At 66.5% G+C, this 20,340-nt stretch carries 21 protein-coding genes; 18 read left to right on the plus strand and 3 right to left on the minus strand.

Annotated features, from left to right (window positions below; all coding sequences use genetic code 11):
• Nucleotides 1–53 precede the first annotated feature (53 nt).
• Genes flgC through flhB form a run of 5 tightly spaced genes read left to right on the plus strand, consistent with a single transcriptional unit; the run spans nt 54 to nt 2,928 of the window.
• Nucleotides 54–461: a flagellar basal body rod protein FlgC gene (gene flgC, locus K9B35_RS13670; protein WP_224922409.1), complete on the plus strand. Its 408-nt coding sequence runs from the start codon at nt 54–56 to the stop codon at nt 459–461.
• 11 nt (nt 462–472) lie between these two features.
• Nucleotides 473–802 carry a flagellar hook-basal body complex protein FliE gene (locus K9B35_RS13675; protein ID WP_224922410.1) on the plus strand — a complete coding sequence of 110 codons (330 nt, stop codon included), beginning with the start codon at nt 473–475 and terminating at the stop codon, nt 800–802.
• Nucleotides 803–811: 9 nt separating this feature from the next.
• Nucleotides 812–1,078 carry a flagellar biosynthetic protein FliQ gene (locus K9B35_RS13680; protein ID WP_224922412.1) on the plus strand — a complete coding sequence of 89 codons (267 nt, stop codon included), beginning with the start codon at nt 812–814 and terminating at the stop codon, nt 1,076–1,078.
• Nucleotides 1,079–1,085: 7 nt separating this feature from the next.
• The gene (gene fliR / locus K9B35_RS13685) at nt 1,086–1,844 is read left to right on the plus strand and encodes a flagellar biosynthetic protein FliR (protein ID WP_224922413.1); all 759 of its coding nucleotides are present in this window, start codon (nt 1,086–1,088) and stop codon (nt 1,842–1,844) included.
• Between the two features lie 4 nt (nt 1,845–1,848).
• Nucleotides 1,849–2,928 carry a flagellar biosynthesis protein FlhB gene (gene flhB / locus K9B35_RS13690; RefSeq protein ID WP_224922415.1) on the plus strand — a complete coding sequence of 360 codons (1,080 nt, stop codon included), beginning with the start codon at nt 1,849–1,851 and terminating at the stop codon, nt 2,926–2,928.
• Between the two features lie 61 nt (nt 2,929–2,989).
• Here the strand turns inward: flhB and K9B35_RS13695 are convergent, their stop codons facing one another.
• Nucleotides 2,990–3,415, minus strand: coding sequence for a flagellar assembly protein FliX (locus K9B35_RS13695; protein WP_224922417.1), 426 nt, complete (start codon nt 3,413–3,415; stop codon nt 2,990–2,992).
• A gap of 85 nt (nt 3,416–3,500) precedes the next feature.
• Between K9B35_RS13695 and K9B35_RS13700 the strand changes: the two genes are divergently transcribed.
• The 5 genes from K9B35_RS13700 to K9B35_RS13720 are packed head-to-tail and all read left to right on the plus strand — an operon-like array spanning nt 3,501 to nt 7,142.
• Nucleotides 3,501–4,607 carry a flagellar basal body P-ring protein FlgI gene (locus K9B35_RS13700; protein WP_224922419.1) on the plus strand — a complete coding sequence of 369 codons (1,107 nt, stop codon included), beginning with the start codon at nt 3,501–3,503 and terminating at the stop codon, nt 4,605–4,607.
• On the plus strand, nt 4,607–4,906 hold the full coding sequence (locus K9B35_RS13705; RefSeq protein WP_224922421.1) for a rod-binding protein: 300 nt from the start codon (nt 4,607–4,609) through the stop codon (nt 4,904–4,906). The genes K9B35_RS13700 and K9B35_RS13705 overlap by 1 nt, the downstream gene beginning before the upstream one ends.
• Nucleotides 4,896–5,315 carry a flagellar protein FlgN gene (locus K9B35_RS13710; protein WP_224922422.1) on the plus strand — a complete coding sequence of 140 codons (420 nt, stop codon included), beginning with the start codon at nt 4,896–4,898 and terminating at the stop codon, nt 5,313–5,315. Before K9B35_RS13705 ends, K9B35_RS13710 begins: the two co-directional genes overlap by 11 nt.
• Complete coding sequence (locus K9B35_RS13715; protein WP_224922423.1) at nt 5,312–5,611, plus strand: hypothetical protein; 300 nt, start codon at nt 5,312–5,314, stop codon at nt 5,609–5,611. The genes K9B35_RS13710 and K9B35_RS13715 overlap by 4 nt, the downstream gene beginning before the upstream one ends.
• The gene (locus K9B35_RS13720) at nt 5,604–7,142 is read left to right on the plus strand and encodes a methyl-accepting chemotaxis protein (protein WP_224922424.1); all 1,539 of its coding nucleotides are present in this window, start codon (nt 5,604–5,606) and stop codon (nt 7,140–7,142) included. Before K9B35_RS13715 ends, K9B35_RS13720 begins: the two co-directional genes overlap by 8 nt.
• A gap of 73 nt (nt 7,143–7,215) precedes the next feature.
• Here the strand turns inward: K9B35_RS13720 and K9B35_RS13725 are convergent, their stop codons facing one another.
• Nucleotides 7,216–7,632 carry a flagellar basal body protein gene (locus tag K9B35_RS13725; RefSeq protein WP_224922425.1) on the minus strand — a complete coding sequence of 139 codons (417 nt, stop codon included), beginning with the start codon at nt 7,630–7,632 and terminating at the stop codon, nt 7,216–7,218.
• Between the two features lie 4 nt (nt 7,633–7,636).
• A complete protein-coding gene (locus tag K9B35_RS13730) occupies nt 7,637–10,303 on the minus strand; it encodes a hypothetical protein (protein WP_224922427.1) in 2,667 nt (888 codons plus the stop codon).
• Between the two features lie 103 nt (nt 10,304–10,406).
• Between K9B35_RS13730 and fliG the strand changes: the two genes are divergently transcribed.
• From fliG to K9B35_RS13770, 8 genes are all read left to right on the plus strand, one after another.
• Complete coding sequence (fliG, locus tag K9B35_RS13735) at nt 10,407–11,438, plus strand: flagellar motor switch protein FliG (protein WP_224922428.1); 1,032 nt, start codon at nt 10,407–10,409, stop codon at nt 11,436–11,438.
• Nucleotides 11,439–11,448: 10 nt separating this feature from the next.
• Nucleotides 11,449–12,129, plus strand: a complete 681-nt coding sequence (locus K9B35_RS13740) for a FliH/SctL family protein (protein WP_224922429.1) — start codon at nt 11,449–11,451, stop codon at nt 12,127–12,129.
• A gap of 238 nt (nt 12,130–12,367) precedes the next feature.
• The gene (gene fliF / locus K9B35_RS13745) at nt 12,368–13,987 is read left to right on the plus strand and encodes a flagellar basal-body MS-ring/collar protein FliF (protein ID WP_224922430.1); all 1,620 of its coding nucleotides are present in this window, start codon (nt 12,368–12,370) and stop codon (nt 13,985–13,987) included.
• 11 nt (nt 13,988–13,998) lie between these two features.
• The gene (fliN, locus tag K9B35_RS13750) at nt 13,999–14,358 is read left to right on the plus strand and encodes a flagellar motor switch protein FliN (RefSeq protein ID WP_224922431.1); all 360 of its coding nucleotides are present in this window, start codon (nt 13,999–14,001) and stop codon (nt 14,356–14,358) included.
• A gap of 2 nt (nt 14,359–14,360) precedes the next feature.
• Nucleotides 14,361–15,647, plus strand: a complete 1,287-nt coding sequence (locus K9B35_RS13755) for a sigma-54-dependent transcriptional regulator (RefSeq protein ID WP_224922433.1) — start codon at nt 14,361–14,363, stop codon at nt 15,645–15,647.
• A gap of 15 nt (nt 15,648–15,662) precedes the next feature.
• Complete coding sequence (gene flhA, locus K9B35_RS13760) at nt 15,663–17,744, plus strand: flagellar biosynthesis protein FlhA (RefSeq protein WP_224922434.1); 2,082 nt, start codon at nt 15,663–15,665, stop codon at nt 17,742–17,744.
• A 42-nt stretch (nt 17,745–17,786) separates the two neighbouring features.
• Nucleotides 17,787–19,583 (plus strand): flagellar hook-length control protein FliK, encoded by a 1,797-nt coding sequence (locus tag K9B35_RS13765; protein ID WP_224922435.1) that lies wholly within the window; start codon nt 17,787–17,789, stop codon nt 19,581–19,583.
• Nucleotides 19,584–19,594: 11 nt separating this feature from the next.
• Nucleotides 19,595–20,251: a flagellar hook assembly protein FlgD gene (locus tag K9B35_RS13770; RefSeq protein ID WP_224922436.1), complete on the plus strand. Its 657-nt coding sequence runs from the start codon at nt 19,595–19,597 to the stop codon at nt 20,249–20,251.
• Nucleotides 20,252–20,340 lie beyond the last annotated feature (89 nt).

Genomic DNA, 20,340 nt, shown 5'->3' on the forward strand with positions numbered 1-20,340 from the left:
CTATAAGAAAGCTGTCGGGGGCAATTCCTGCCCGCCGCGCCGGATTTGGGATCATGGACCTCAAAAGTGCCGTCTCGGTCTCCGCCTCGGGCCTGCGTGCCCAGTCGCTGCGGATGCGCGTGATCGCCGAGAACCTCGCCAACCAGAGCTCGGTGTCGCAGACGCCGGGCGGCGACCCCTATCGCCGCCGGGTGGCAACTTTTGCCGCCGAGGTCGATCGCGCGACCGGTGCGACCAAGGTGTCGGTCAAGGGCGTCGCCACCGACAAATCCGCATTTCAGCGCGTCTATCAGCCGGGCAACCCCGCTGCCGACGCGCGCGGCTATGTGAACATGCCCAACGTCAACGGCCTCGTCGAGACCGCCGACCTCAAGGCTGCACAGCGCTCCTACGAAGCCAATCTCAGCGCCATCGAAGCCGCCAAGGGCATGACGATGCGCACCATCGACCTGCTGAAATAAGGGAAGCATCCATGTCCATCGGAGCACTTGACGCCGCCACCGCCTATGGCCGCGCCGCGGGCGTTTCGCCGCTGTCGCGCGGCCCCGGCATCGGCGGCCCCGGCGCCACCGACGCGCCGGCCGCCGGCGGCTTTGGCCAGCTCGTCCAGGGCATGGTCGGCGAGGCGTCGTCCAGCCTGAAAGCCGCTGAGACCGCGTCCACGCGCCAGATCGCGGGCAAGGGCGACCTGATCGACGTGGTGACCGCGATGGGCGCCGCCGAAGTCGCGCTCGACACCGTCGTCGCTGTGCGCGACCGCGTGGTGAACGCCTATTCCGAAATCATGCGGATGCAGATCTAGGCCGAATCGATGGACGCAAATTCCGCCATCGAGATCGGGCGCGCCGCGCTGATCCTCACCCTCACCGTCGCCGGGCCGCTGCTGTTCGCCGCGCTGTTTACAGGCGTCGCGATTGGCCTGCTTCAGGCGCTGACGCAGATTCAGGAACAGACGCTGACCTTCGTTCCCAAGATCATCATCATGGGCATCACCCTGTTGCTCAGCTTTCCGATGATCGGCTCCGCACTTGGCGACTTCATGCGGGTGCTGAGCGACAAGATCGTCCAGGGCGGCTGACCGCGCGATGATCGAAGACCTGCCGCTGCACGCCACCGCCTTCCTCATCCTGTTTGCGCGGGTTGGGTCGGTGCTGATGCTGTTGCCGGTGTTTTCGGAAGATGCGGTGCCCGCGCAGATCCGCCTGTTCGCGGGGATGGGCATGACGCTCGGCCTGTGGAGTTTCCTGTCGGCCAAAGTGATCCCGATCGCCGACGTCACCGATATTCAGCTCGCCGGTATCCTCGTCGCGGAATTGCTGGTCGGCATCGGGCTCGGCCTGATCATGCGGATCATGTACCAGGCGATCGCGATCGCCGGATCGCTGATCAGCCTGCAGATCGGCCTCACCTCGGCGATGGTGTTCGACCCCGCTCAGTCGGGTCAGGCGCCGATCCTGTCCAAGTTTGTCGGAGTTGCCGCTGCGGTCGTGTGTTTTGCGATGGCCGTCCACCATCTGTGGCTCGGCGCGCTGATCAAATCCTATGGCCTGTTTCCCGTGGGCGTCGTGCCCAACAGCCATGACTTCGCCCAGCTGGCGGTAAAGGTAGCGGGTAATTCGCTCGCGCTTGGCGTGTCGCTCGCCGCGCCGCTGCTGGTCTATGGCATCGTCTTCAACACCGTGCTTGGCCTGGTCGCGCGCGTCGCGCCGGCGCTGCAGGTATTCTTCATCGCCCAGCCGCTCAACCTGCTGCTCGGAATCACCATCGCCGCGGCCACGCTGGGGGCGACGCTCGTCACCTTCGCGAACAGCATCGCGATGTGGATGAATATGGGCTGGAGCTGACGCGATGGCTGGTGGATCGGACTCCGAAGACAAGGACTCGAAAACATTCGCCCCCAGTCAGAAGCGCATCGACGATGCGCGGAAGAAGGGCGATGTGCCGATGGCGCCGGAAATGCGCCAGGCGGCGATGTTTCTGGGCCTGATCGTCATCACTGGCGGGCTGGGCGCGCATGCCGCATCCACACTGGCCGGATCCCTCGCCCGGATCTGGGGCAGAGCCGACGATTTCCTGTTCAACCCTGATGGTGCGCAGAATTTCGGCGGCTATATCCTCGGCGAACTGGCCGGAGCGCTGTTGCCCCTGCTTGGCGTGTTGTTTGGCTTCGCGCTGCTCGGCGGCTTCGCCCAAGGGCGCCCGATGATCAGCTTCAGCCGCATCGCGCCCAAGCTCTCAAAGATCAACCCGGTGTCCGGGTTCAAACGCATGTTTGGCGGACAGGGCCTGTTCGAGTTTGCCAAGACGCTCGCCAAGCTGATCGTCGTTGCGACCATCGGGACGATCATTCTGTGGCCGTTCCTGCCAGGTTTTGAAACCATGGTCGGCATCGGCCCAACAATGATCGCGGATCTGTCGCAGCAGATGATCCTCAGCGTGCTGACCTCGGTCGTCGTGCTGGTTGCGGTGATCGCCGCCGCCGACTTCTTCTATCAGCGGTACAGCTGGACGAAGAAGAACATGATGTCGCTCAAGGACATGAAGGACGAACATAAGGAGCAGGAGGGCGATCCGAAGATCAAGGGCAAGATGCGCCAGATTGGTATGAAGCGCTCGCGCCAGCGGATGATGCAGGCGGTCCCGTCCGCCACTGTCGTCATCACCAACCCGACCCATTTTGCGGTCGCGCTCCGCTACGACCATGGCGCTATGAACGCGCCGATCGTGGTGGCCAAGGGCACCGACGCGATCGCGCTCAAGATCCGCGAGATCGCGACCGCCAATGGCGTGCCGCTGGTCGAAAACCGCCCGCTCGCCCGCGCGCTCTACGCGAGTGCCGAGATCGATCACCCGATCCCGCTCGAGCATTATCAGGCGGTGGCAGAAGTCATCAGCTATGTGCTGAAGCTCGCGCGCGGCGGAAATTAAGGCTGCAGCGCGACGGTCACGCGCCGGCGCACCGTTAACCATGCCGATTTAGAATTGCGGATCAGACCGTGCGGTCGTGCTTGGCGAGTTCGACGCGGACGCGCAGCTCGATATCGCGGGCGATGTCGGCAAGATCGGGATCGTCGGGCATCTCGAACACCGCCGCCCATTGCGTCAGCGCGTCGAGCACCGCCTCGTCGGGCGTGCCCTTCACCTGCGCAGCATGCAATTTTTCAAGGATTTCCAGCCCGCGTGCCGCCGGCCGTGCCTCGCGGCGCCGCTTGTCCTTCGGCGTTTCGAGCGCGGTCGCTGCAGCGAGCAGGACGTGGACGGTGGTCGCGGCCTGGAGCGTCGGGCCGGCCTGCTGCCCCTGCTGCGGTGCCTCAGGCATCGCCATTTTCGGGAGGGCCAGGCGCAGGGCGGCGTCCGACCGCGACAGTGCGTTGAGCACCATCTGGACCGGCATCGAGACGCCCTGGATCTGCACTGTCTTCTCACCTCCGCAAAGACCGAATGGGCCTTTCTCTTTCTATAAGAAGATTAACGGCATTTCGGAGACGATGGACAGGTTTATGCACATTTTGAGATTGCTGTTGTTAGCGCTGACCCTCGCGGTGCCCGGCACCGCGGCGGCGAACAGCACGCATCGGATCAAGGACATCGTCGACATCGAGAATGTCCGGCCCAACCAGCTGGTCGGATACGGTCTGGTCGTTGGCCTTGCCGGAACCGGCGACCGCACCCGCAACACGCCCTTCACCGAGGAATCGATGCAGGCGATGCTGGAGCGGATGGGCGTCAATGTGCGCGGGTCACAGCTTAAGACGATGAACGTCGCTGCGGTCTCGATCACCGCGACCATGCCGCCCTTTGCGCGTGCCGGATCGCGGATCGACGTGACCGTGTCGGCGCTCGGCGATTCCACCAGCCTTCAGGGCGGAACGCTGATCGCCTCGTCTCTCCGCGCGCTCGATGGCGAAATCTACGCCGTCGCGCAGGGACAGGTATCCGTGTCCGGCTTCAAGGCACAGGGCGCAGCGGCGAGCATCAGCCGCGGCGTCTCCACCTCCGCCCGCATCGCCGATGGCGCGATCATCGAGCGTGAAGTGCCGTTCGCGCTGCGCAGCGCGACTAGCCTCAAGCTGGCGCTCAAGAACCCCGACTTCACCACCGCCAACATGATTGCGGGCACGATCAACTCGACCTTCGCCGGCACCGCCGAAGTGCTCGATCCGGCGACCGTCGAGCTGAAGCCCGGACCCGGTTTCCCCGGTTCGGTGGTCGATCTGGTCGCGCGCATCGAAAACCTGCCGGTCTCGGTCGATCAGCCGGCCAAGGTGATCGTCAACGAAGCTTCGGGCACCGTGGTGATGGGCGCGAATGTGCGCGTCAGCCCGGTCGCGATCGCGCAGGGCGGGCTGACCATCAGCGTCGCGGAATCGCCGCAGGTGTCGCAGCCTGCGCCGCTGTCGCAGGGCCAGACTCAGGTGGTGCCGCGCACTCAGGTGACGGTCGATGACGGCACTGGCCGATCGCTCGGCACGCTGGGCGGCGAAACCTCGCTCGCCTCGCTGGTCGCCGGCCTCAACGCGCTCGGCGTCAGCCCGCGCGACCTGATCACCATTCTTCAGGCCGTGAAGAGCGCCGGCGCGCTCCAAGCCGATATCGAGGTGCAGTGATGAGCCCCCTTTCCACCCCCGCCGCCGCGACCACCGGCGCCGCGCCGAGCGTGCCTACGCCCAAGAACAAGGAAACCGCGCAGGCGTTTGAGGCGGTGTTCATCGGCCAGATGACCCAGTTGATGCTCGAAAGCGTCGAAGAGGGCGAGTTTTCCGGCGGGCATGGCGAACAGATGTTCCGCGGCGTGCTGGCCGAAAATCTCGGCACCGCCATCGCTGCCAAGGGCGGGATCGGCCTGGCGCCGGCCGTCATGGACCAGATCATCAAATTGCAGGGGGGCAACACCGATGGAAACTGAACTTCTCGACCTGTTCCGCTCGCTGGCGTCGATCAGCGAGGAAGAGACGTTGCTGCTGAGCCATGGTCGCCGTGGCGAGATCGCCGGGCTGGTTCAGGCCAAGACCCGACTGGTCGGCGCGGTCGATACCGAAGTCGCACGGCTCGACCGCACCAACCCCGGATGGCGCGACACACTCGATCCGGAGACGCGCGCCGAGCTGTTCGAGGTTGCGGGCCGACTGCGCGATATCTGCGCGGCCAATGGCGCGGCGCTCAAGCGCCAGATTGACCTGTCGGACGAAATGATGGGGGAAATCGCCGCCGACGCGCGCCGCCGCCATGGCAGCGGAAGCAGCGCCTATGGCGCATCGGGTGCGATGGCCGGTGTGGGGATGGCGGTGCCAATCTCCGTCAACACCAGCTTTTGAACGCACGCCTCGCCTTCGCCGTCGCGCTTCCGCTTGCGGTACCGCTGATCGCCGCAGGGGCGCCGCCGCGCGAGGGCGCGATGCTGATCGTGCCGCTGATCCCGGCGCGTCAGGCGGAGGTGATCGACTGGATCGCGCGTGCCGATGCCGGACTGATCGGTTCAGGCCCCGTGCCAGGCTCGCTGATCGTCATCGGAAACAGGGACGCCATCGTGCGGGAAACGTGGCGCCACGGGGCGATCACACTCGCCGCGCGACCAGAGATATGTACCGGAAGGAACGGTTGGAATGAATGAGTTGACGCTAGACGGCATTCGCAAGGCGGGATTGACGCTGGTGATGTCGGTGGCAGCAACCTTGTCCCTGGCGCTGCTGGCCGGCATGCTGGTCACCGGTGCGGATGGCTTCGTGACCGTCCTGCTCGCGCTGGTCGCCCTGCTCGCCTACCCGACCTGGCTGTGGCGGACGGGCGCCACCGATTCAACCGCGCGCATCGCCGCGAGCATGGCGCTCGTCGCCATCCCGGCGATCATGCTCTTCGCCTTTCGCGGGATGGCATGGCAGGTCGATCTGCATATGGCGTTCTTCGCCGCGCTCGCCATCACCGCAGTGCTCTGCGACTGGCGCGCGATCATCGGCGCGACGCTCGTTGTCGCAGTTCACCATCTCGTGCTCGGCATGGCAGTTCCGGACTGGGTATTTCTCGGCGGTTCCTCGTTCGCGCGGATCCTGCTCCATGCGGTGATCCTGCTCGGTGAAGCCGGCGCGCTCGTCTTCATTTCCGCGCGCGTCGTGGCGCTGCTTGACGCGATTACGCAAAAGGACGCCGTCCAGCGCGCGACCGAGGCAGCCATCGCCGCCGAGCGCGAACAGCGGATGCGCGAACTGGAAAGCGCATCCGCCGCGCTGGCGCGCGGGCTGGAAGGCCTGAGCCGCGGCGAGCTTCACCATCGCATCACCGGGACCATGCCGAGCGGCTATGCGACGATCCAGGCCTATTTCAACCAGGCGATCGAATCGCTGCGGACTTTGGTCGACGCGGTATCGGGCGGCGCGGCGCAGCTCGATCATAACTCGAGTCAGATCGCGCACGCCGCCGAGGATCTCGCTGCCCGCAGCGAGCGGACCAGCGCACGGATCGACGAGGCATCTTCCGCCATCGGGCAGATCGACGCGCGACTGAGCAGAGGCAACAGCACCGTCCGCGAAACCGTCGCCCGCGCCGACGAGGCGATCGACAGCGTGCGTCGCGGCCGCGGCGTCACTGACGACGCCGTCCAGACGATGGAGTGCGTCGCGACCAGCGCGAAGGGCATCGACGACGTCATTGAGGGCCTCGACAAGATTGCGTTCCAGACCCGAGTCCTTGCAATGAACGCGGCGGTCGAGGCTGGCCGCGCCGGCGAGGCAGGCCGTGGCTTTGCCGTCGTCGCCGATCTGGTCGGACAGCTTGCGATGCGTTCGGAAGAAGAGGCCAAGCGCGCACGCGAACAGCTCACCGCGACCCAGGATCAGGTGGCAAGCGCGGTTACCGCGATCGGCCAGGTGGACGGTGCGCTCAACGGCATCGAGCAGGTGGTCGAGGGCGTCCACCAGCTGCTGACCGACATGGCCGAGGATTACGGATCGCACACCAGCGCGTTGAGCGAGGTCAGCTCAGCCTTCACGACGCTGAACGAATTCACCCAGCAGAACGCCGCGATGGTCGAGGAAAGCAATGCCGCCGCCCGCGCGTTGTCAGACGAGGCGCGCGCGCTCGCGCGGCTGACTGAACGCTTCACGCTCGAGGAACAGGGCACGCCGATGCCGCTGCGCCAAGCCGCCTGAAGCCGGAGCGGACACAAAAAAGGGGCCGTCCCGGCTGGGACGGCCCCTTTTTTGTGCCGGTCGGTCGGCGTCGTCAGCCGCCGCCCTTGCGGCCGAGCGCCGACTGCATGAGCCCCTGGCTCTTGCGATAGAGGCTGGTCATCGCCGCGAAGTCGGCCTGCACCTGGCCCATCTTGAGCAGCTGGTCCTCCAGCGTGACGTTATTGCCATCTGGCTTGGTCTCGCTGGTATTGGCATCGAGCATCACGCTGCCCGCCGAGATCGGCGCGCGCGCGCCGAGCGCGGCCATGCCGCCAGTCAGTTGCACCTGCGGCCGTGCGATCGACGCGCTGCTGTTGCCGGTGTTGATCAGGTCGCTGAAATCGGGTGCGCGGACATCGCGGGCCTTGAACCCCGGCGTCTCGCTGTTTGCGATATTCTCGGACAGCACGCGCTGGCGCTCCGAGAGATGTTTCATGTTGCGGGCAATCCCGCCGATCAGATCGGACATGGTGTCAGAACCCTATGGACGTCGAAGGGCCGGAGGAGAGCCGGCTGAGCGCGGCCTGATAGTTCGCCATCTGGGCCTGTTCGCGCACGGTGCTCCCACCCTTCCGGCCCCCCTCGACCATCGCCTGCTTCGTGTCATCCCAATATAGCGAGCGATAGCTCGTCTGGGACATCGAGAGCGCGGATTTGAGCTTGGCAAGCGCTGCGGTCGCCGACTTCTGGTCCGCGATCGACAGCGCCGGGTTGAGGCCGAGGCCAAAACTGCCGCCGGGGCGGACGCGCGGCGCGTTCTTGTCGATCGGGTCCATCCCCGAAACGCGCGCTGCCGGCAGACCGAGCTTTTCGAGTGCGTCGCGGCCAGCTGGCCCGGCGATGAACTCGATATCGATCCCTGCCTTGGGCGACACGCGCAGCATCGCGCCGTCATCCTTTTTGGGCGTCGTCACCAGCGCCTTGGATCCGGTGATCTTGCGCACCTTGTCGGCGAGCGTGGCGAGCGTTTCGTCCTTGCCGATGGTAATCGTGCGGATCACGCCCCCGCCAATCCGCATCTGGAAATTGTCGCCGGCGCGCAGGCTGGAGCCGGTGGTCAGCTTGAGCGAGCCATCGGGTGTTGCCACGCCACGGCCAAGGCCCAGCGCCTCGACTTTGCTCGAGCCGCCCTCGGACGCGGCGACGCGGACCGGTTCGGTGCGCAGCGTCGGCTGGCCGAACTGGGTGATCTTCTCGACGCCGCCGCTGACCGGATCGACCCGCGCGACAAAGCCGTCGGTCGGGCCGCTGCGCGTACCGCCAAGGTCGCCGGTGGTGCGTCCCCCGACATAGAGTTTGCCGTTGGTGAAGGCGAGGCTGTCGACCTGTTCGTTGCCCGCCGTGCCGAGATAGGTCACGGCCATGCCACTGCCATCGGCAGCAAGGCGCGCGACGAAGCCGTCGCGACCGCCGGAAATGCCGTTGACCTGCGTGCCCGGCAGCGCCGCTAGCGTCGTGCCGCCGATCGCGATCGATCCATCCGGCGCAATCGCGATGGCGCGCGCGTCTGCCGTGCCAAGGTCGACCGAGCCCAGTTCGGTGCCGGGATTGGCGGGATCGAGAAAGCGCAGCTTCGACGTCGCGCCCTCCTTGGTCAGCGCGGCGAGGCGACCGTCGGCAGTCATCGCCATCGCGGTAATGCTCTCATCGCCCGTGCTGGGCAGCTTGACCCGCTGGGTAACCGCGCCGGTGCCGTTGAGCCGGGCGACGAACGCATCGCCCCCGCCCTGCCCCGCGCGGCCACCGACCAGGATCGCGCCATCATCGGCGATCGCGATGCTGGTCGCACGGTCCTCACCGACCGAGCGGATGCGGCTGGCGAACATCTCGTCGCCATTATTGGCATAGCGCGCGACGAGCATGTCGGCATCGGCGCTGGTACCGTCGAAACTGCCGGACACGGTGCCGGCGACGACGATGTCCCCATTTTCCGCAACCGTGACCGCAGCCCCCGACGCGCTGTCGGCGGCGCCCAGTGCGCGCTGCCAGACGACGTTGCCGATGCTGTCCATCTTGGTGAGATACAGGTCCTGCGTGCCCGCAGCGCGCAGTTCGTCGAGATCGCCGGACGCGGTGCCGACGACATAGGCAAAGCCATCGGCATCGGTCGCCACCGCGTCGGTGGTGGTCGCCACCGCCTTGGTCGTCAGCCGGTCCTTTGCCTCGATCGTCGCCAGCGTCTTGTTGGTCATCGCCGCTTCCGGATCGTCGATCCGGAGCACGCGGGCGGCAGTTGGCGTTTCAAGACCGGTGCGGCCGGTAGCGACGATCAGCGCGTCGGGCGCATCGACCTGATCGATCGAGACGGTCTCAAGCCCCTGCCGGTTGATCGCCATCGCCCAGCCGTCTTCTTCGGTCTTTTGCGGCTCGAACGCGACCTTCCATTTCGGCACCGGGGTGCCGTCGGGGTTGAGCACGACATTGCCGCCGGTATCGCGCATCGGGATATTGGCGATCGCCTGATTGACGAGGTTGGCGACGCTATCGAGCGTCGGCGGCTCTGGCAGTGAGCCAAGGTCGATCACGACCGTGTCGACCGAGCTGCCGCGCTCGAGCGTGACGCGGAACCGTTCGGTTCCAGACATTTGCGACAGGACCTCATCGCGCTTGGCCACGACGCCCTTGCCTGTGACGCTGACACTCAGGCCACCCGTGCCCGGTGCGACTACCGCACTTTCAGCGCGGCGCACCGGCTGACCGAACGACATCTCCAATTTGTCGGAGGGCGCGGTGCCCATATAGGTCTGAAGATCTGCCAGCCCCTTGGTGAAGGTCGAGGCGAGCTGTGACCGTTCGGTGGCGGACAGGCCGGGCTTGGCCGCGGTCGTCGCCAGCACATTGAGGCGGTCGAGCGCTTTCCAGGTGGTAAAGGCGGTCTGGACGTCGGTGGGGAGCGCGCGGACGCCGGTCAGCGGCTTGTCGATGATCGTCGCCAGACGACGGATCGCCGCGATCTGGGTCGAGATCGATCCGGTAGACCCGGCCTCACGCCAGGGCGGGGTGGTTTCGGGCAGCGTGAACTGCGCCTTCGCCTCGCGCACGGCCTTGCTCTCGATCGCCTGACCGATGCCCGCTGCCGAGAACCAGCTCGTATCGGCACCCAACAGGGTCAACCCTGCCAATCCCGAATTGATGTTCATCTTGCTGTCCTCACGCGACCGGGTGCCCCCTTTCGAGTCCATAATAGAGGGGTCGTAGGACGAACCGACGGGTTAACTACGAATAATGCAGGGGAACTAGACGATGATGATGACTCCGGTCGTGGAACCGCCAGAATTTAAGAAGCTCAACCAGCGCGAGCGTGCCGCCGCGCTGATGCTGGCGCTGGGCCAGGAGCATGGCGCGCCGATCTGGGAACAGCTGTCGATCGACGAGGTGAAGGAGCTGTCGCAGAGCATGTCGCAGCTCGGCCGGATCCCGTCGAACCTGATCGAATATCTGCTCAACCAGTTTCAGGCCGAGATGTCGTCGATGAGCTCGTGCCACGGCTCGTACGAGACGACCGAGCGGCTGCTGAACAGCGTCCTCGATTCCGATCGGGTCAAAGAGATCATGGAAGATATCCGTGGTCCGTCGGGCCGGACGATGTGGGACAAGCTGTCCAACGTGAATGAAGGCGTGCTCGCCGGCTATCTGCGCAACGAATATCCCCAGACGATCGCGGTGATCCTGTCCAAGCTCAAGTCCGACCATGCCGCGCGCGTGCTTGGCGCGCTGCCCCGCGACATCGCGGTCGATGTGGTACAGCGGATGCTGCGCATGGAGACCGTGCAAAAGGAAGTGCTGGCGCAAGTCGAAGCGACGCTGAAGACCGAGTTCATGGCGAACTTCGCGCGCGCCCAGCGCCGCGACCCGCATGAAGCGATGGCGGAGATCTTCAACGCGATGGATCGCTCGACCGAAGAGAGCATGCTTTCTGCGCTCGACACCCGCTCGCCCGACGCGGCCGACCGCATCCGCTCGCTCATGTTCACCTTCGAAGATCTGGGCGGCCTGCTGCCCGCATCGATCGCGGTCATCGTCCGCCAGGCCGACAAGCGCCAGATGGCGCTCGCGCTCAAGGGCGCGCCGGAAAATATCCGCTCGCTGTTCTTCTCGACCATGACCGAACGCTCAGCAAAATTGCTGCGCGAGGACATGGCGTCGATGGGCCCTGTCCGCGCGCGCGACTGCGAAGAAGCCCAGACCGCACTGGTCCGCCTTGCCAAGAACCTCGCCGATATGGGGGAGATCGTGCTGGTCGACCCCAAGAGCGACGACACGATGATCGTCTAGGAGGCGGCACATGGACCTTTCGTTCAGTACAAAGCCGTTCGGCTTCGACCGCGTTTTCAGCGCGCGAGAGGCGGCGCGCACCGTCGAACATGACGACACCATCTCCCTCGTCATCAAGATCGAGGCGCTGGAGGACGAGCTGGCGCATCTGCGCAACATGCAGAATGAGGAACTGGCGCGGGCGCGCGCCGACGCGTTTCAGGCGGGGCTCGACGCCGCCCGCTCGGACCGCGACAATGCGCTGCTCGCGGCGATGGACGCGCTGCACGCCGGGGTCGAGGGCATGGTCGAAGAGCGCGCAGACTTCCGCGCCGACACGGCCCGCGAGGCCGCCGAGCTGGTGCTTGCGGTCGCCCAGCATCTCGCCGGACACCCGCTGCTCGCTTCCCCTGCCCAGGCGATCGACGATGCGATCGGGCGGGCGCTGTCTCAGGTCGCGCGTGGCACCGAACTGGTCGTGCGCATCCACCCCGACATGGCCGAGCAGATCGAGGAGCGGATCGCGACACGTCAGGCCAATGACCGCCGCCGCCTGAACCTTCACGTCACCCACGACCCCTCGCTCGCCAGCGGCGACGCGCGGATCGAGTGGGACGAGGGTGGCCTCACGCTCGACCGCGCGATGCGTGAGGAGGCCGTGCTGCGCGAACTCAATAATCTTTTTCCCGCCGACGACAGGCAGGCCGCCTGATCCTCTATCAATAGCGTGTCGGACGGCTCGGCTCCCCTGCCCGGTCGCCTCCGCAATCGGCGCCCCCGGACCTCCCCCGTCCGGGGGCGCTTTTGTTTGGAATCCCGCGCAGCCGGATCCGAGCGGCCAGCCGCTTCCCCACTCGGCAATTTTTTCCCCCCGGCAAAACCTGCCGCCCGCTCCGCATCTATAATTGACCTGAGGGACAGGCAGTCCCGGTAGTCTGATAGGGTGCCGCTTGGAGCAGGTTAAAGGTCTGATCGCGCAGTTGGGGGCCAAACGGCTCATCATCATGGGCGGCGTCGCGGCATTGATCATGGCGGCGCTGGCGATGGTCGCACTGCGCGGCGAGAACAGCACGATGGGGTTCCTGTACACCGATCTGGACCCGTCCGCCGCGGCCGCGATCAGCGAAAAGCTCAAGGCGCAGAACGTACCCTTCGAACTTTCCGCCGACGGGACTGCCGTGATGGCTCCGGTCGACAAGCTCGCCGAGCTGCGCATGGCGATGGCTGGTGAAAAGCTGGGCGGCAAGATCGGCTACGAGGTACTCGACGAAGAACAGCCGTTCGGCGTGTCCGCCAGCCGCGCCAAGATGAACGAGACCCGCGCGATCGAGGGCGAGCTCGTCCGCTCGATCCAGAGCCTCGACGCCGTGTCGGGCGCGCGCGTCCATATCGTGATGCCCGAGCGGGCGATGTTCGCCGCCGAGGCGCGTCCCGCAACCGCTTCGGTCACGGTCAAGACCAAGGGCCGCCTGCCCGCCGAGACGATTCAGGCGATCCGCTACCTCGTCTCTTCCGCCGTCCCCGAATTGTCGCCAGAGTCCGTGTCGATCGTCGACCAGTCTGGCGCGCTGCTCGCCCGCGCGGGCGAACAGGGCGCGGCGGGCGGTGGCAGCGTCGACGAACGTCAGTCGCAGATCGAGGCGAAGATGCGCGAGGAGATCATCGCGCTGCTCGAACCGATCGTCGGCCAGGGCAAGGTCCGCGCGGAAGTCGCCGCGCAGATCGACCGCGACGCGACCCGCGAGGAATCGAACGTGTTCGATCCCGACAAGCAGGTGATCGCACGTCAGGTGACGGTCGAGAGCGACGACCAGAGCAGCGAGAATAGCGACGAGCAGGCCGCGACCGTCGGCAACCAGCTGCCCGAGGCACAGCAGCAGCCAGTCGGTGCCGCCGGCGGCGACACCCGCCAGCAGGCGCGCAAGGAAAATTCCGAAGACACGACCTATGCCAACAGCTCGACCCGCAGCGTCGTTACCCGCGAGCCGGGCAAGCTGACCCGCCTGTCGGTCGCGGTCACCGTCGATGGCGGCGCACAGGGCCTGCCCGAAGCGCGCAAGCAGCAGCTGACCCGGCTGGTCGAAAATGCCGTGGGCATCGACACCGAACGCGGCGACAGCGTGGTGGTCGAAAGCCTCGCCTTTGCCGCTCCGGCCGAACCCGCCGATGCGCAAACCGCCTGGTATTCCTATTTCACGTCCGACCAGGTCGTCGGACTGCTCAAGGTGCTGCTGGTTGGCGCCATCGGCCTCATCGTCCTGCGCATGCTGCGATCGCGCGCCAACAAGGAGGCTGCGGCCGATCCCGCCGCGCCACCGATGCTGCCCAGCGACAGGGACGCCGAGATGCTCGCGATCGCGCAGCAGGCGGCCGATGGCGATCCCGAGGCGCTCAAGCAGTTGGAAACGATGCAGGGCACCAAGTCCGACGTGCCACTGCTCGACCATGATATTCAGCTCAGCAATGTCGATGGCCAGATCAAGGCGTCGCACCTGCGCAAGGTCGGCGACATGGTCGCCAGCAACGCGCCAGAGGCGACTGCGGTGATCCGCCAGTGGATGAACGCATGATGGAGACCCCGATGTCCGACCCCGGTGAACCGATCCCGAACCTCGAAAGTGGTGTGATGGTCGAAACCGACACACCGCCATCGTTCGAGGAATTCGGCAGCAACAGTCACACGCCCGACGCCGGTAGCGGCGGATCGCTTTCCGCCGTCCACGAGGTGCCGGTCCGTGTCCAGGCGGTCCTCGGGCGCGCCCGCGTGCCGGTCGGCGAACTGATCCGGATGAAGTCCGGAATGGTGCTCGAACTCGATCGCCGCGTCGGAGAGCCGGTCGATGTCTATGTCAACAACCGGCTGGTGGCGCGCGGTGAGGTGATGCTGGTCGACCATGCGCTCGGCGTGACGCTCACCGAAATCGTGCGCCAGGACGGCTGATCATGCAGCTTCGCCTGATGATCATCGGCGCCAGCAGCGGCCCGTTCGGCGAGGCCGCGCGGATGGCACGCAGCCTGGGCGCCGAGGTAATGATCGCCGAGACCCCGGACGAGGCGCTCGTGCATCTGCGCGACGCCGGCGCGGGTCTGGTAATGATCGACGTTGAGAGCGACGTACCGACCTTCATGCGCGCGCTGATCGCCGAGCGGTTCGCAGTGCCCGTGCTTGCCTGTGGCATCGATGCTCCGGCCGAGCGGGCAGTGGCCGCGATCCGCGCCGGCGCCCGCGACTATATCCCCCTGCCTCCCGATCGCGAGCTGATCGCGGCGGCGATCGCGCAAATGGCGCAGGCCGATTTCGCGCCGATCGTCGGTGAGGATCCCGCCTGGCTGCGTGCGCTCGAGTTCGCCCGCGCGATGGCACCGGCGCATGCCCCGATCCTGATCAGCGGTGAGCGCGGTACCGGTAAGGAGCGCGTCGCGCACGCCACCCATGCCGCATCGGGCCGCAATGGCTTCGTCACCATCGAATGCACCGGCGTCGCCGCCGAAGTGCTCGAATCCGAGCTGTTCGGCCATGAAGCTGGCGCGTTCGAAGGTGCGCTGGCGGGCCGCCGTGGCGCCTTTGCGACGGCAAGCGGCGGCACCCTGTTCCTGCGCGACATCGATCGCCTGCCCGCCGCGGTCCAGTTGCGCGTGCTCAAGGCGATGAGTGCGCACGGCGCGCCCAATGTCATCGCCAGCACCCGCCGCGACCTCGCAGCGCTGGTCGATGCCGGGCAGTTCCGCAGCGACCTGCTCGCCCGCTTCGCGCTGGCGACCGTCGCGCTGCCGCCGCTGCGCGCGCGCGGCGGCGACATCCGTCTGCTCGCCGCGACCTTTGCCGCGCGCTTTGCGGCAATGCAGTGCCTGCCCTCGCCGCTAATCGACCCGGCGACCGAGACGCTGCTGACCAGCTATGAATGGCCGGGCAATGTCGCCGAGCTGCAGGATGCGATGCATCGCGCCGTGCTGCTGTCGCCCGACGGCTATATCGGACCGGAGGCCATCGTGCTCGCCGACGGGTCGCGGCTCGCTCCGCCCACTCCGGTGGCGGGCAAGCCGCTGATCGCCTCGCTCGTCGGCCAGACGGTCGAGGAGGTCGAACGCCAGCTGATCCTCGAGACGCTGGAGCGGTGCCAGGGCAACCGCACCTCGGCCTCGCAGATCCTGGGCATTTCTGTCCGCACGATGCGCAACAAGCTCAAGGCCTTTGTCGAGGCCGGCATTGCGGTCGTCCCGGTTACCTGACGCGGAGCCACTTCCATGAACGGACTCAACGGCTTCCTCGCTCGTCTCGGCAATGGCCGCGACATCGCGCTCGCGGTCGGCGTGCTGGCGATCATCGGCACGCTGGTCCTGCCGATGCCCGGCTGGATGCTCGATCTTGGCCTCGTCCTGTCGATCACCTTGTCGGTGATGATCCTGATGACCGCTTTGTTCATCGAAAAGCCGCTGCAGCTGGCGGCATTTCCGACGATCCTGCTGATCACGACGATGCTGCGGCTGGGTCTCAACATCGCCTCGACGCGCCTGATCCTGGCGCATGGGCATGAAGGCGCGCATGCAGCGGGCGGGGTGATCGCGGCGTTCGGTGATTTCCTGATCGGCGGCGAGCCGGTGATCGGCATCACCATCTTCGCGATCCTGATCGTCATCAACTTCGTCGTCATCACCAAGGGCGCAGGCCGCATCGCCGAAGTCGCCGCCCGCTTCAGCCTCGACGCGATGCCGGGCAAGCAGATGGCGATCGACGCCGATCTGTCGGCTGGCATGATCACCGAAGAACAGGCGCGCGCGCGCCGCACCGAGGTTGAAGCAGAAAGCGGCTTTTTCGGCGCGATGGACGGTGCGTCCAAGTTCGTGAAGGGCGACGCGATCGCCGCGCTGCTGATCACCGCGATCAACGTGATCGTCGGCCTGATCATCGGCGTCGCCATACATGGCGTTCCGTTCGGCGAGGCGTTCCACACCTATACGCTGCTGACCGTCGGCGAAGGGCTGGTCAGCCAGGTTCCGGCGCTGGTGATCTCGATCGCCGCTGGCCTGATGGTGTCGAAGGGCACGCAGGCGGGCAAGACCGGCGCGGCGCTGGGCGAGCAGCTTGGCCGTTATCCGCAGGCGTTCGGCATGTCTGCCGTGCTGCTGGGCGCGCTCGCGCTGGTGCCCGGCCTGCCGTTCCTGCCCTTCGCGCTATTTGCGGGCGGCACCGGCTATGCCGGCTGGTACCTGTCGAAAAAGACCAAGCAACGCGAGGCGATCGCCGAGCGCATGGCGCAGGTCGAAGAGGCACAGGCCGCCGCAGTGGTCGAAGAGCCGATCTCGCGCACGCTCGCGATCGACGCGGTCCGCATCGAGATCGGCTATGGCCTGCTCCCGATCATCAACGACGCCGCGCGCGAGCCGCGCCTCGACGATCAGGTCCGCGCGCTACGCCGCCAGATGGCGACCGAATATGGCTTCGTCCTCCCCTCGGTCCGCATCATCGACAATATGGGGCTGCAGGCGAACCAGTATGTCATCTACATCAAGGAGACCGAAGCGGCGCGCGGCGACATCCGCCTCGACCGCCTGCTGGTCATCAATCCCGGCGACGGCCCGGCGGGAATCCCCGGTGAACCGACGCGCGAGCCGGTGTTCAACCTGCCAGCCTTGTGGATCGACCGCGAGCTGCGCGAGGAAGCGGGCTTCCGTGGCCTGACCGTGGTCGATGCCGGCACGATCATCACCACCCACCTGACCGAACTGGTCAAGGACAACATCGCCGACATGCTGAGCTACACCGAGGTGCAAAAGCTGTTGAACGAGGTGCATACCGACTCGTCCAAGCTGGTGGCGGAGATCATCCCGTCGCGCATTTCGATCTCGGGCGTGCAGCGCATTCTGCAGAACCTGCTCGGCGAAGGCGTGTCTATCCGCGACGTGCCGACGATCCTGGAGGGGATCGCCGAAGCGGCGCCGATCACCACCAACCTGACACAGATCACCGAGCATGTCCGCGCGCGGCTCGCCCGGCAGATATCCGCAACCCAGGCGCGCGACGGATCGATCCCGATCCTGACACTTTCGCCGGAATGGGATGCAGCGTTCGCCGAGAACATCATGGGCCAGGGCGACGAGCGTCATCTCGCCATGCCGCCATCGATGCTTCAGGGCTTTATCGCGGCGGTGCGCGACACCTATGACCGGATGGCGAGCAGCGGCGAAATTCCGTGCCTGTTGACGAATCCGACGATCCGCCCGTTCGTGCGTTCGGTGATCGAGCGCGTGCGCCCGGCGACCGTCGTGCTCTCGCAGAACGAGATCCACGCCCGCGCCCGCGTCCGCGCGCTCGGCACGATTGGTTAAGCCATGCGACCGGACGGCACGCCGCACCTCTATGAATCGCCTATGGTGCCGAACCTCCTGCCCTTTTCCGCGTCCGTCACGACGGGCGGTGGATCGACCCAAAGCGCAGCCGCGGTCCCGCAGGGGCTACCCGGCTTCGCCGCGATGCTGGGGCTGGGCACAACCCCGGTGGCGCAAGGTCCCGCAGGCGGAACGATGCCCGGCATTGCTCCGGTTACGGTCACCCTGATCCCGCCGGCCGCAAAGCCGTTGCTGGGCCTGACCGGTGGCAAGGGTGTTCAGCCCCTCGAGACCGCCCTTCCCGAACTGCTCAGCATCGCCGATCCGGTAGAATCGCTGACCGATGCCATCCCCGAGCCGGTCAGCGTACCGGTCCTACCCGTCATAGCGCCGGCTCCGGCTCCGGCTCCGGTGGCGACACTCACCAAGGCACCCGCTCCCGTGCCGGAAACCGAGGGCGGAACCGTCACCGTCGTCGAGGGCGGCCGCAAATCCGCCGCCCCGCTATCCGTCACGGACGCAGTTACTGTGACGGTGGTTGACCGCCCCGACAAGCCGGCGCCGTTGGTCAAGCCCGTTCCTGCGCCAGAAGGCGATGGCGGAACCGTGACCATTGTGGACGGCCCCGACAAACCGATTGAGCGCGTGCCGGAAGGTCCGGTGCTGACGGTCGTCGCGCCGATCTTCAAGCCCGCCGAGCCCGCGCCCGCCACTGGATCCGAAGGCGGGTCAGTGACAATCGTAGAACCGGTCCGCAGCGTCAGCACGCCAAAGACCGCACCGGTTCTGGCGGACGTCAGCGTGACCGTCGTCGATGGTCTGCGCAAGTCGGTCGAGCGCGCGCCGGAAACGCCGATTAGCCCCGTCGATGCGGCACCGGTTGCCGAGCCGGTCGATGTCGCGCCGGTCGATGTCGCGCCAGCGCTGACGGAAGTCATCGCCGATCCACTGGCAACGGCGGATGGCGAAGCCGCACCCGCACCGCTAGCCCCGCCGGTCGCGACCGCGGCTCCGATCCTTTTGACCCCGGCTCCGGCCCCCGTCAGCCCGGCACCGATCCAGCCTCAGGCTATACCGGCCACCGCGCCCGCTCCGATTGCTTCGCGGGTCGCGGAACCGGCCCGTTCGGCTGACCCCTCCCCGACCGATATCGCACCCGACGCTCCGGTCGATGACGGCGCATTCGACAACCTCGTCACGAGCGAGACTGCACCCGACACCGACGCCCTGCGCACCAGCAGCGATACGGCGAGCGACGCCATGAACCGCGACGGCAACCGCCAATCGGCTCCGCAGCAGCCGGCAGCCGCACCGGCCCCAACCTCCGCAGCGCCGATCCCCGCCTTCGACCCGCTCGCCAGCGCAGCAGCGCCTGACGCCGCGCGCGCCGCAAACGACCCGGCCGCCGAGCCGCGTGCCCGCGCCAGCGCGATCGGTGAGGACGTGGGCCTGGCGATCGTCCGCCATGCCGATAGCGGATCGGGCGACGTGCTCGTCATCCGCCTCGACCCCGCTGAACTTGGCAAGATCGAAGTGCGGCTGCGCATGGACGAAGCGCGCCAGTTGAGCGCGGAAGTGACTGCGGACCAGCCCGCCACGCTCGACCTGTTGCGCCGTGACTCAGATAACCTCACCCGCGCGCTGAACGATGCCGGTTTCCGCGCTGACGACCAGAGCCTGCGCTTCGACAGCCGTGGCTTTGGCCAGAGCGACCAGCAGGCCCAGCAGGGCCGCCGCATCGCCAGCCGCGCCTATTTGCCCGAGGACGATGCCGCCGCGTCGTCGATCCCCACCCCCGTCCAGGTCCGCAGCTCGGGCCGGGTCGATCTCGTCGCCTGAAGGAACCGATCATGGCCGTCGACGCCGCCACCGCAGCCACTAGCGCGACCAGCAGCAATGCCAGCAATGCCCTGGGGAAGCTCGCCACTGACTCAACGATGTTCCTGAAGCTGCTGACCACGCAGATGCAGAACCAGGATCCGCTCGATCCGATGGATACGTCGGAATACACCGCGCAGCTGGTCCAGTTTTCGCAGATCGAGCAGTCAATTCAGCAGAATGCCTCGCTCAAATCGATCCTGACCGCGCTGACCTCCGACAATCTCGTCGGCGCGGCCTCGGTCGTCGGCAAGGTGGCAAGCTTTGGCAGCGACCAGGCCGGGCTGAGTGCGACCGCACCCGCGCAGTGGACCTATGCCACCACCCGCCCCGCCGAAGCGGTGGTCGCGACGATCAAGAACGCCTCTGGCGCGACGGTTCACACGATCAACCTGACTGGATCGGAAGGCGATCTGGTTTGGGACGGCACGCTGGCCAATGGCACCCGCGCGCCGGACGGCGCCTACAAGCTCGAGATTACCGCCAAGGATACGACCGGGGCGGGCGTGCCGACGTCGATCTCCGCACGCGGCCTGGTCAAGGAAGTGGCGCAGGACGCGTCCGGCATGACGTTCCAGGTCAACGGCGTATTCTACAACGCCGCCACGCTGATCCGCCTGACGCAATAATCGATACCGGCAGGACCGGGCAACGCCGCGGCCCTCTATATCGGATCAGGATCGTGGCGATCGGTTGACTTCCCCCCTGCTGGCAACCG

It is taken from the genome of Sphingomonas sp. R647, from assembly GCF_020177055.1.
Lineage (GTDB): Bacteria > Pseudomonadota > Alphaproteobacteria > Sphingomonadales > Sphingomonadaceae > Sphingomonas.

Excerpts from the sequence above, each read along its gene's own strand:
- fliR (WP_224922413.1), top strand. The coding sequence starts at position 1,086 with ATGATCGAAGACCTGCCGCTGCACGCCACCGCCTTCCTCATCCTGTTT.
- K9B35_RS13725 (WP_224922425.1), bottom strand. The coding sequence starts at position 7,632 with ATGTCCGATCTGATCGGCGGGATTGCCCGCAACATGAAACATCTCTCG.
- K9B35_RS13765 (WP_224922435.1), top strand. The coding sequence starts at position 17,787 with ATGGTGCCGAACCTCCTGCCCTTTTCCGCGTCCGTCACGACGGGCGGT.
- fliN (WP_224922431.1), top strand. The coding sequence starts at position 13,999 with ATGTCCGACCCCGGTGAACCGATCCCGAACCTCGAAAGTGGTGTGATG.
- K9B35_RS13770 (WP_224922436.1), top strand. The coding sequence starts at position 19,595 with ATGGCCGTCGACGCCGCCACCGCAGCCACTAGCGCGACCAGCAGCAAT.
- K9B35_RS13680 (WP_224922412.1), top strand. The coding sequence starts at position 812 with ATGGACGCAAATTCCGCCATCGAGATCGGGCGCGCCGCGCTGATCCTC.
- K9B35_RS13710 (WP_224922422.1), top strand. The coding sequence starts at position 4,896 with ATGGAAACTGAACTTCTCGACCTGTTCCGCTCGCTGGCGTCGATCAGC.
- K9B35_RS13675 (WP_224922410.1), top strand. The coding sequence starts at position 473 with ATGTCCATCGGAGCACTTGACGCCGCCACCGCCTATGGCCGCGCCGCG.
- K9B35_RS13755 (WP_224922433.1), top strand. The coding sequence starts at position 14,361 with ATGCAGCTTCGCCTGATGATCATCGGCGCCAGCAGCGGCCCGTTCGGC.
- flgC (WP_224922409.1), top strand. The coding sequence starts at position 54 with ATGGACCTCAAAAGTGCCGTCTCGGTCTCCGCCTCGGGCCTGCGTGCC.
- K9B35_RS13740 (WP_224922429.1), top strand. The coding sequence starts at position 11,449 with ATGGACCTTTCGTTCAGTACAAAGCCGTTCGGCTTCGACCGCGTTTTC.
- flhB (WP_224922415.1), top strand. The coding sequence starts at position 1,849 with ATGGCTGGTGGATCGGACTCCGAAGACAAGGACTCGAAAACATTCGCC.
- K9B35_RS13700 (WP_224922419.1), top strand. The coding sequence starts at position 3,501 with ATGCACATTTTGAGATTGCTGTTGTTAGCGCTGACCCTCGCGGTGCCC.
- K9B35_RS13730 (WP_224922427.1), bottom strand. The coding sequence starts at position 10,303 with ATGAACATCAATTCGGGATTGGCAGGGTTGACCCTGTTGGGTGCCGAT.
- K9B35_RS13720 (WP_224922424.1), top strand. The coding sequence starts at position 5,604 with ATGAATGAGTTGACGCTAGACGGCATTCGCAAGGCGGGATTGACGCTG.
- fliG (WP_224922428.1), top strand. The coding sequence starts at position 10,407 with ATGATGATGACTCCGGTCGTGGAACCGCCAGAATTTAAGAAGCTCAAC.
- K9B35_RS13705 (WP_224922421.1), top strand. The coding sequence starts at position 4,607 with ATGAGCCCCCTTTCCACCCCCGCCGCCGCGACCACCGGCGCCGCGCCG.
- flhA (WP_224922434.1), top strand. The coding sequence starts at position 15,663 with ATGAACGGACTCAACGGCTTCCTCGCTCGTCTCGGCAATGGCCGCGAC.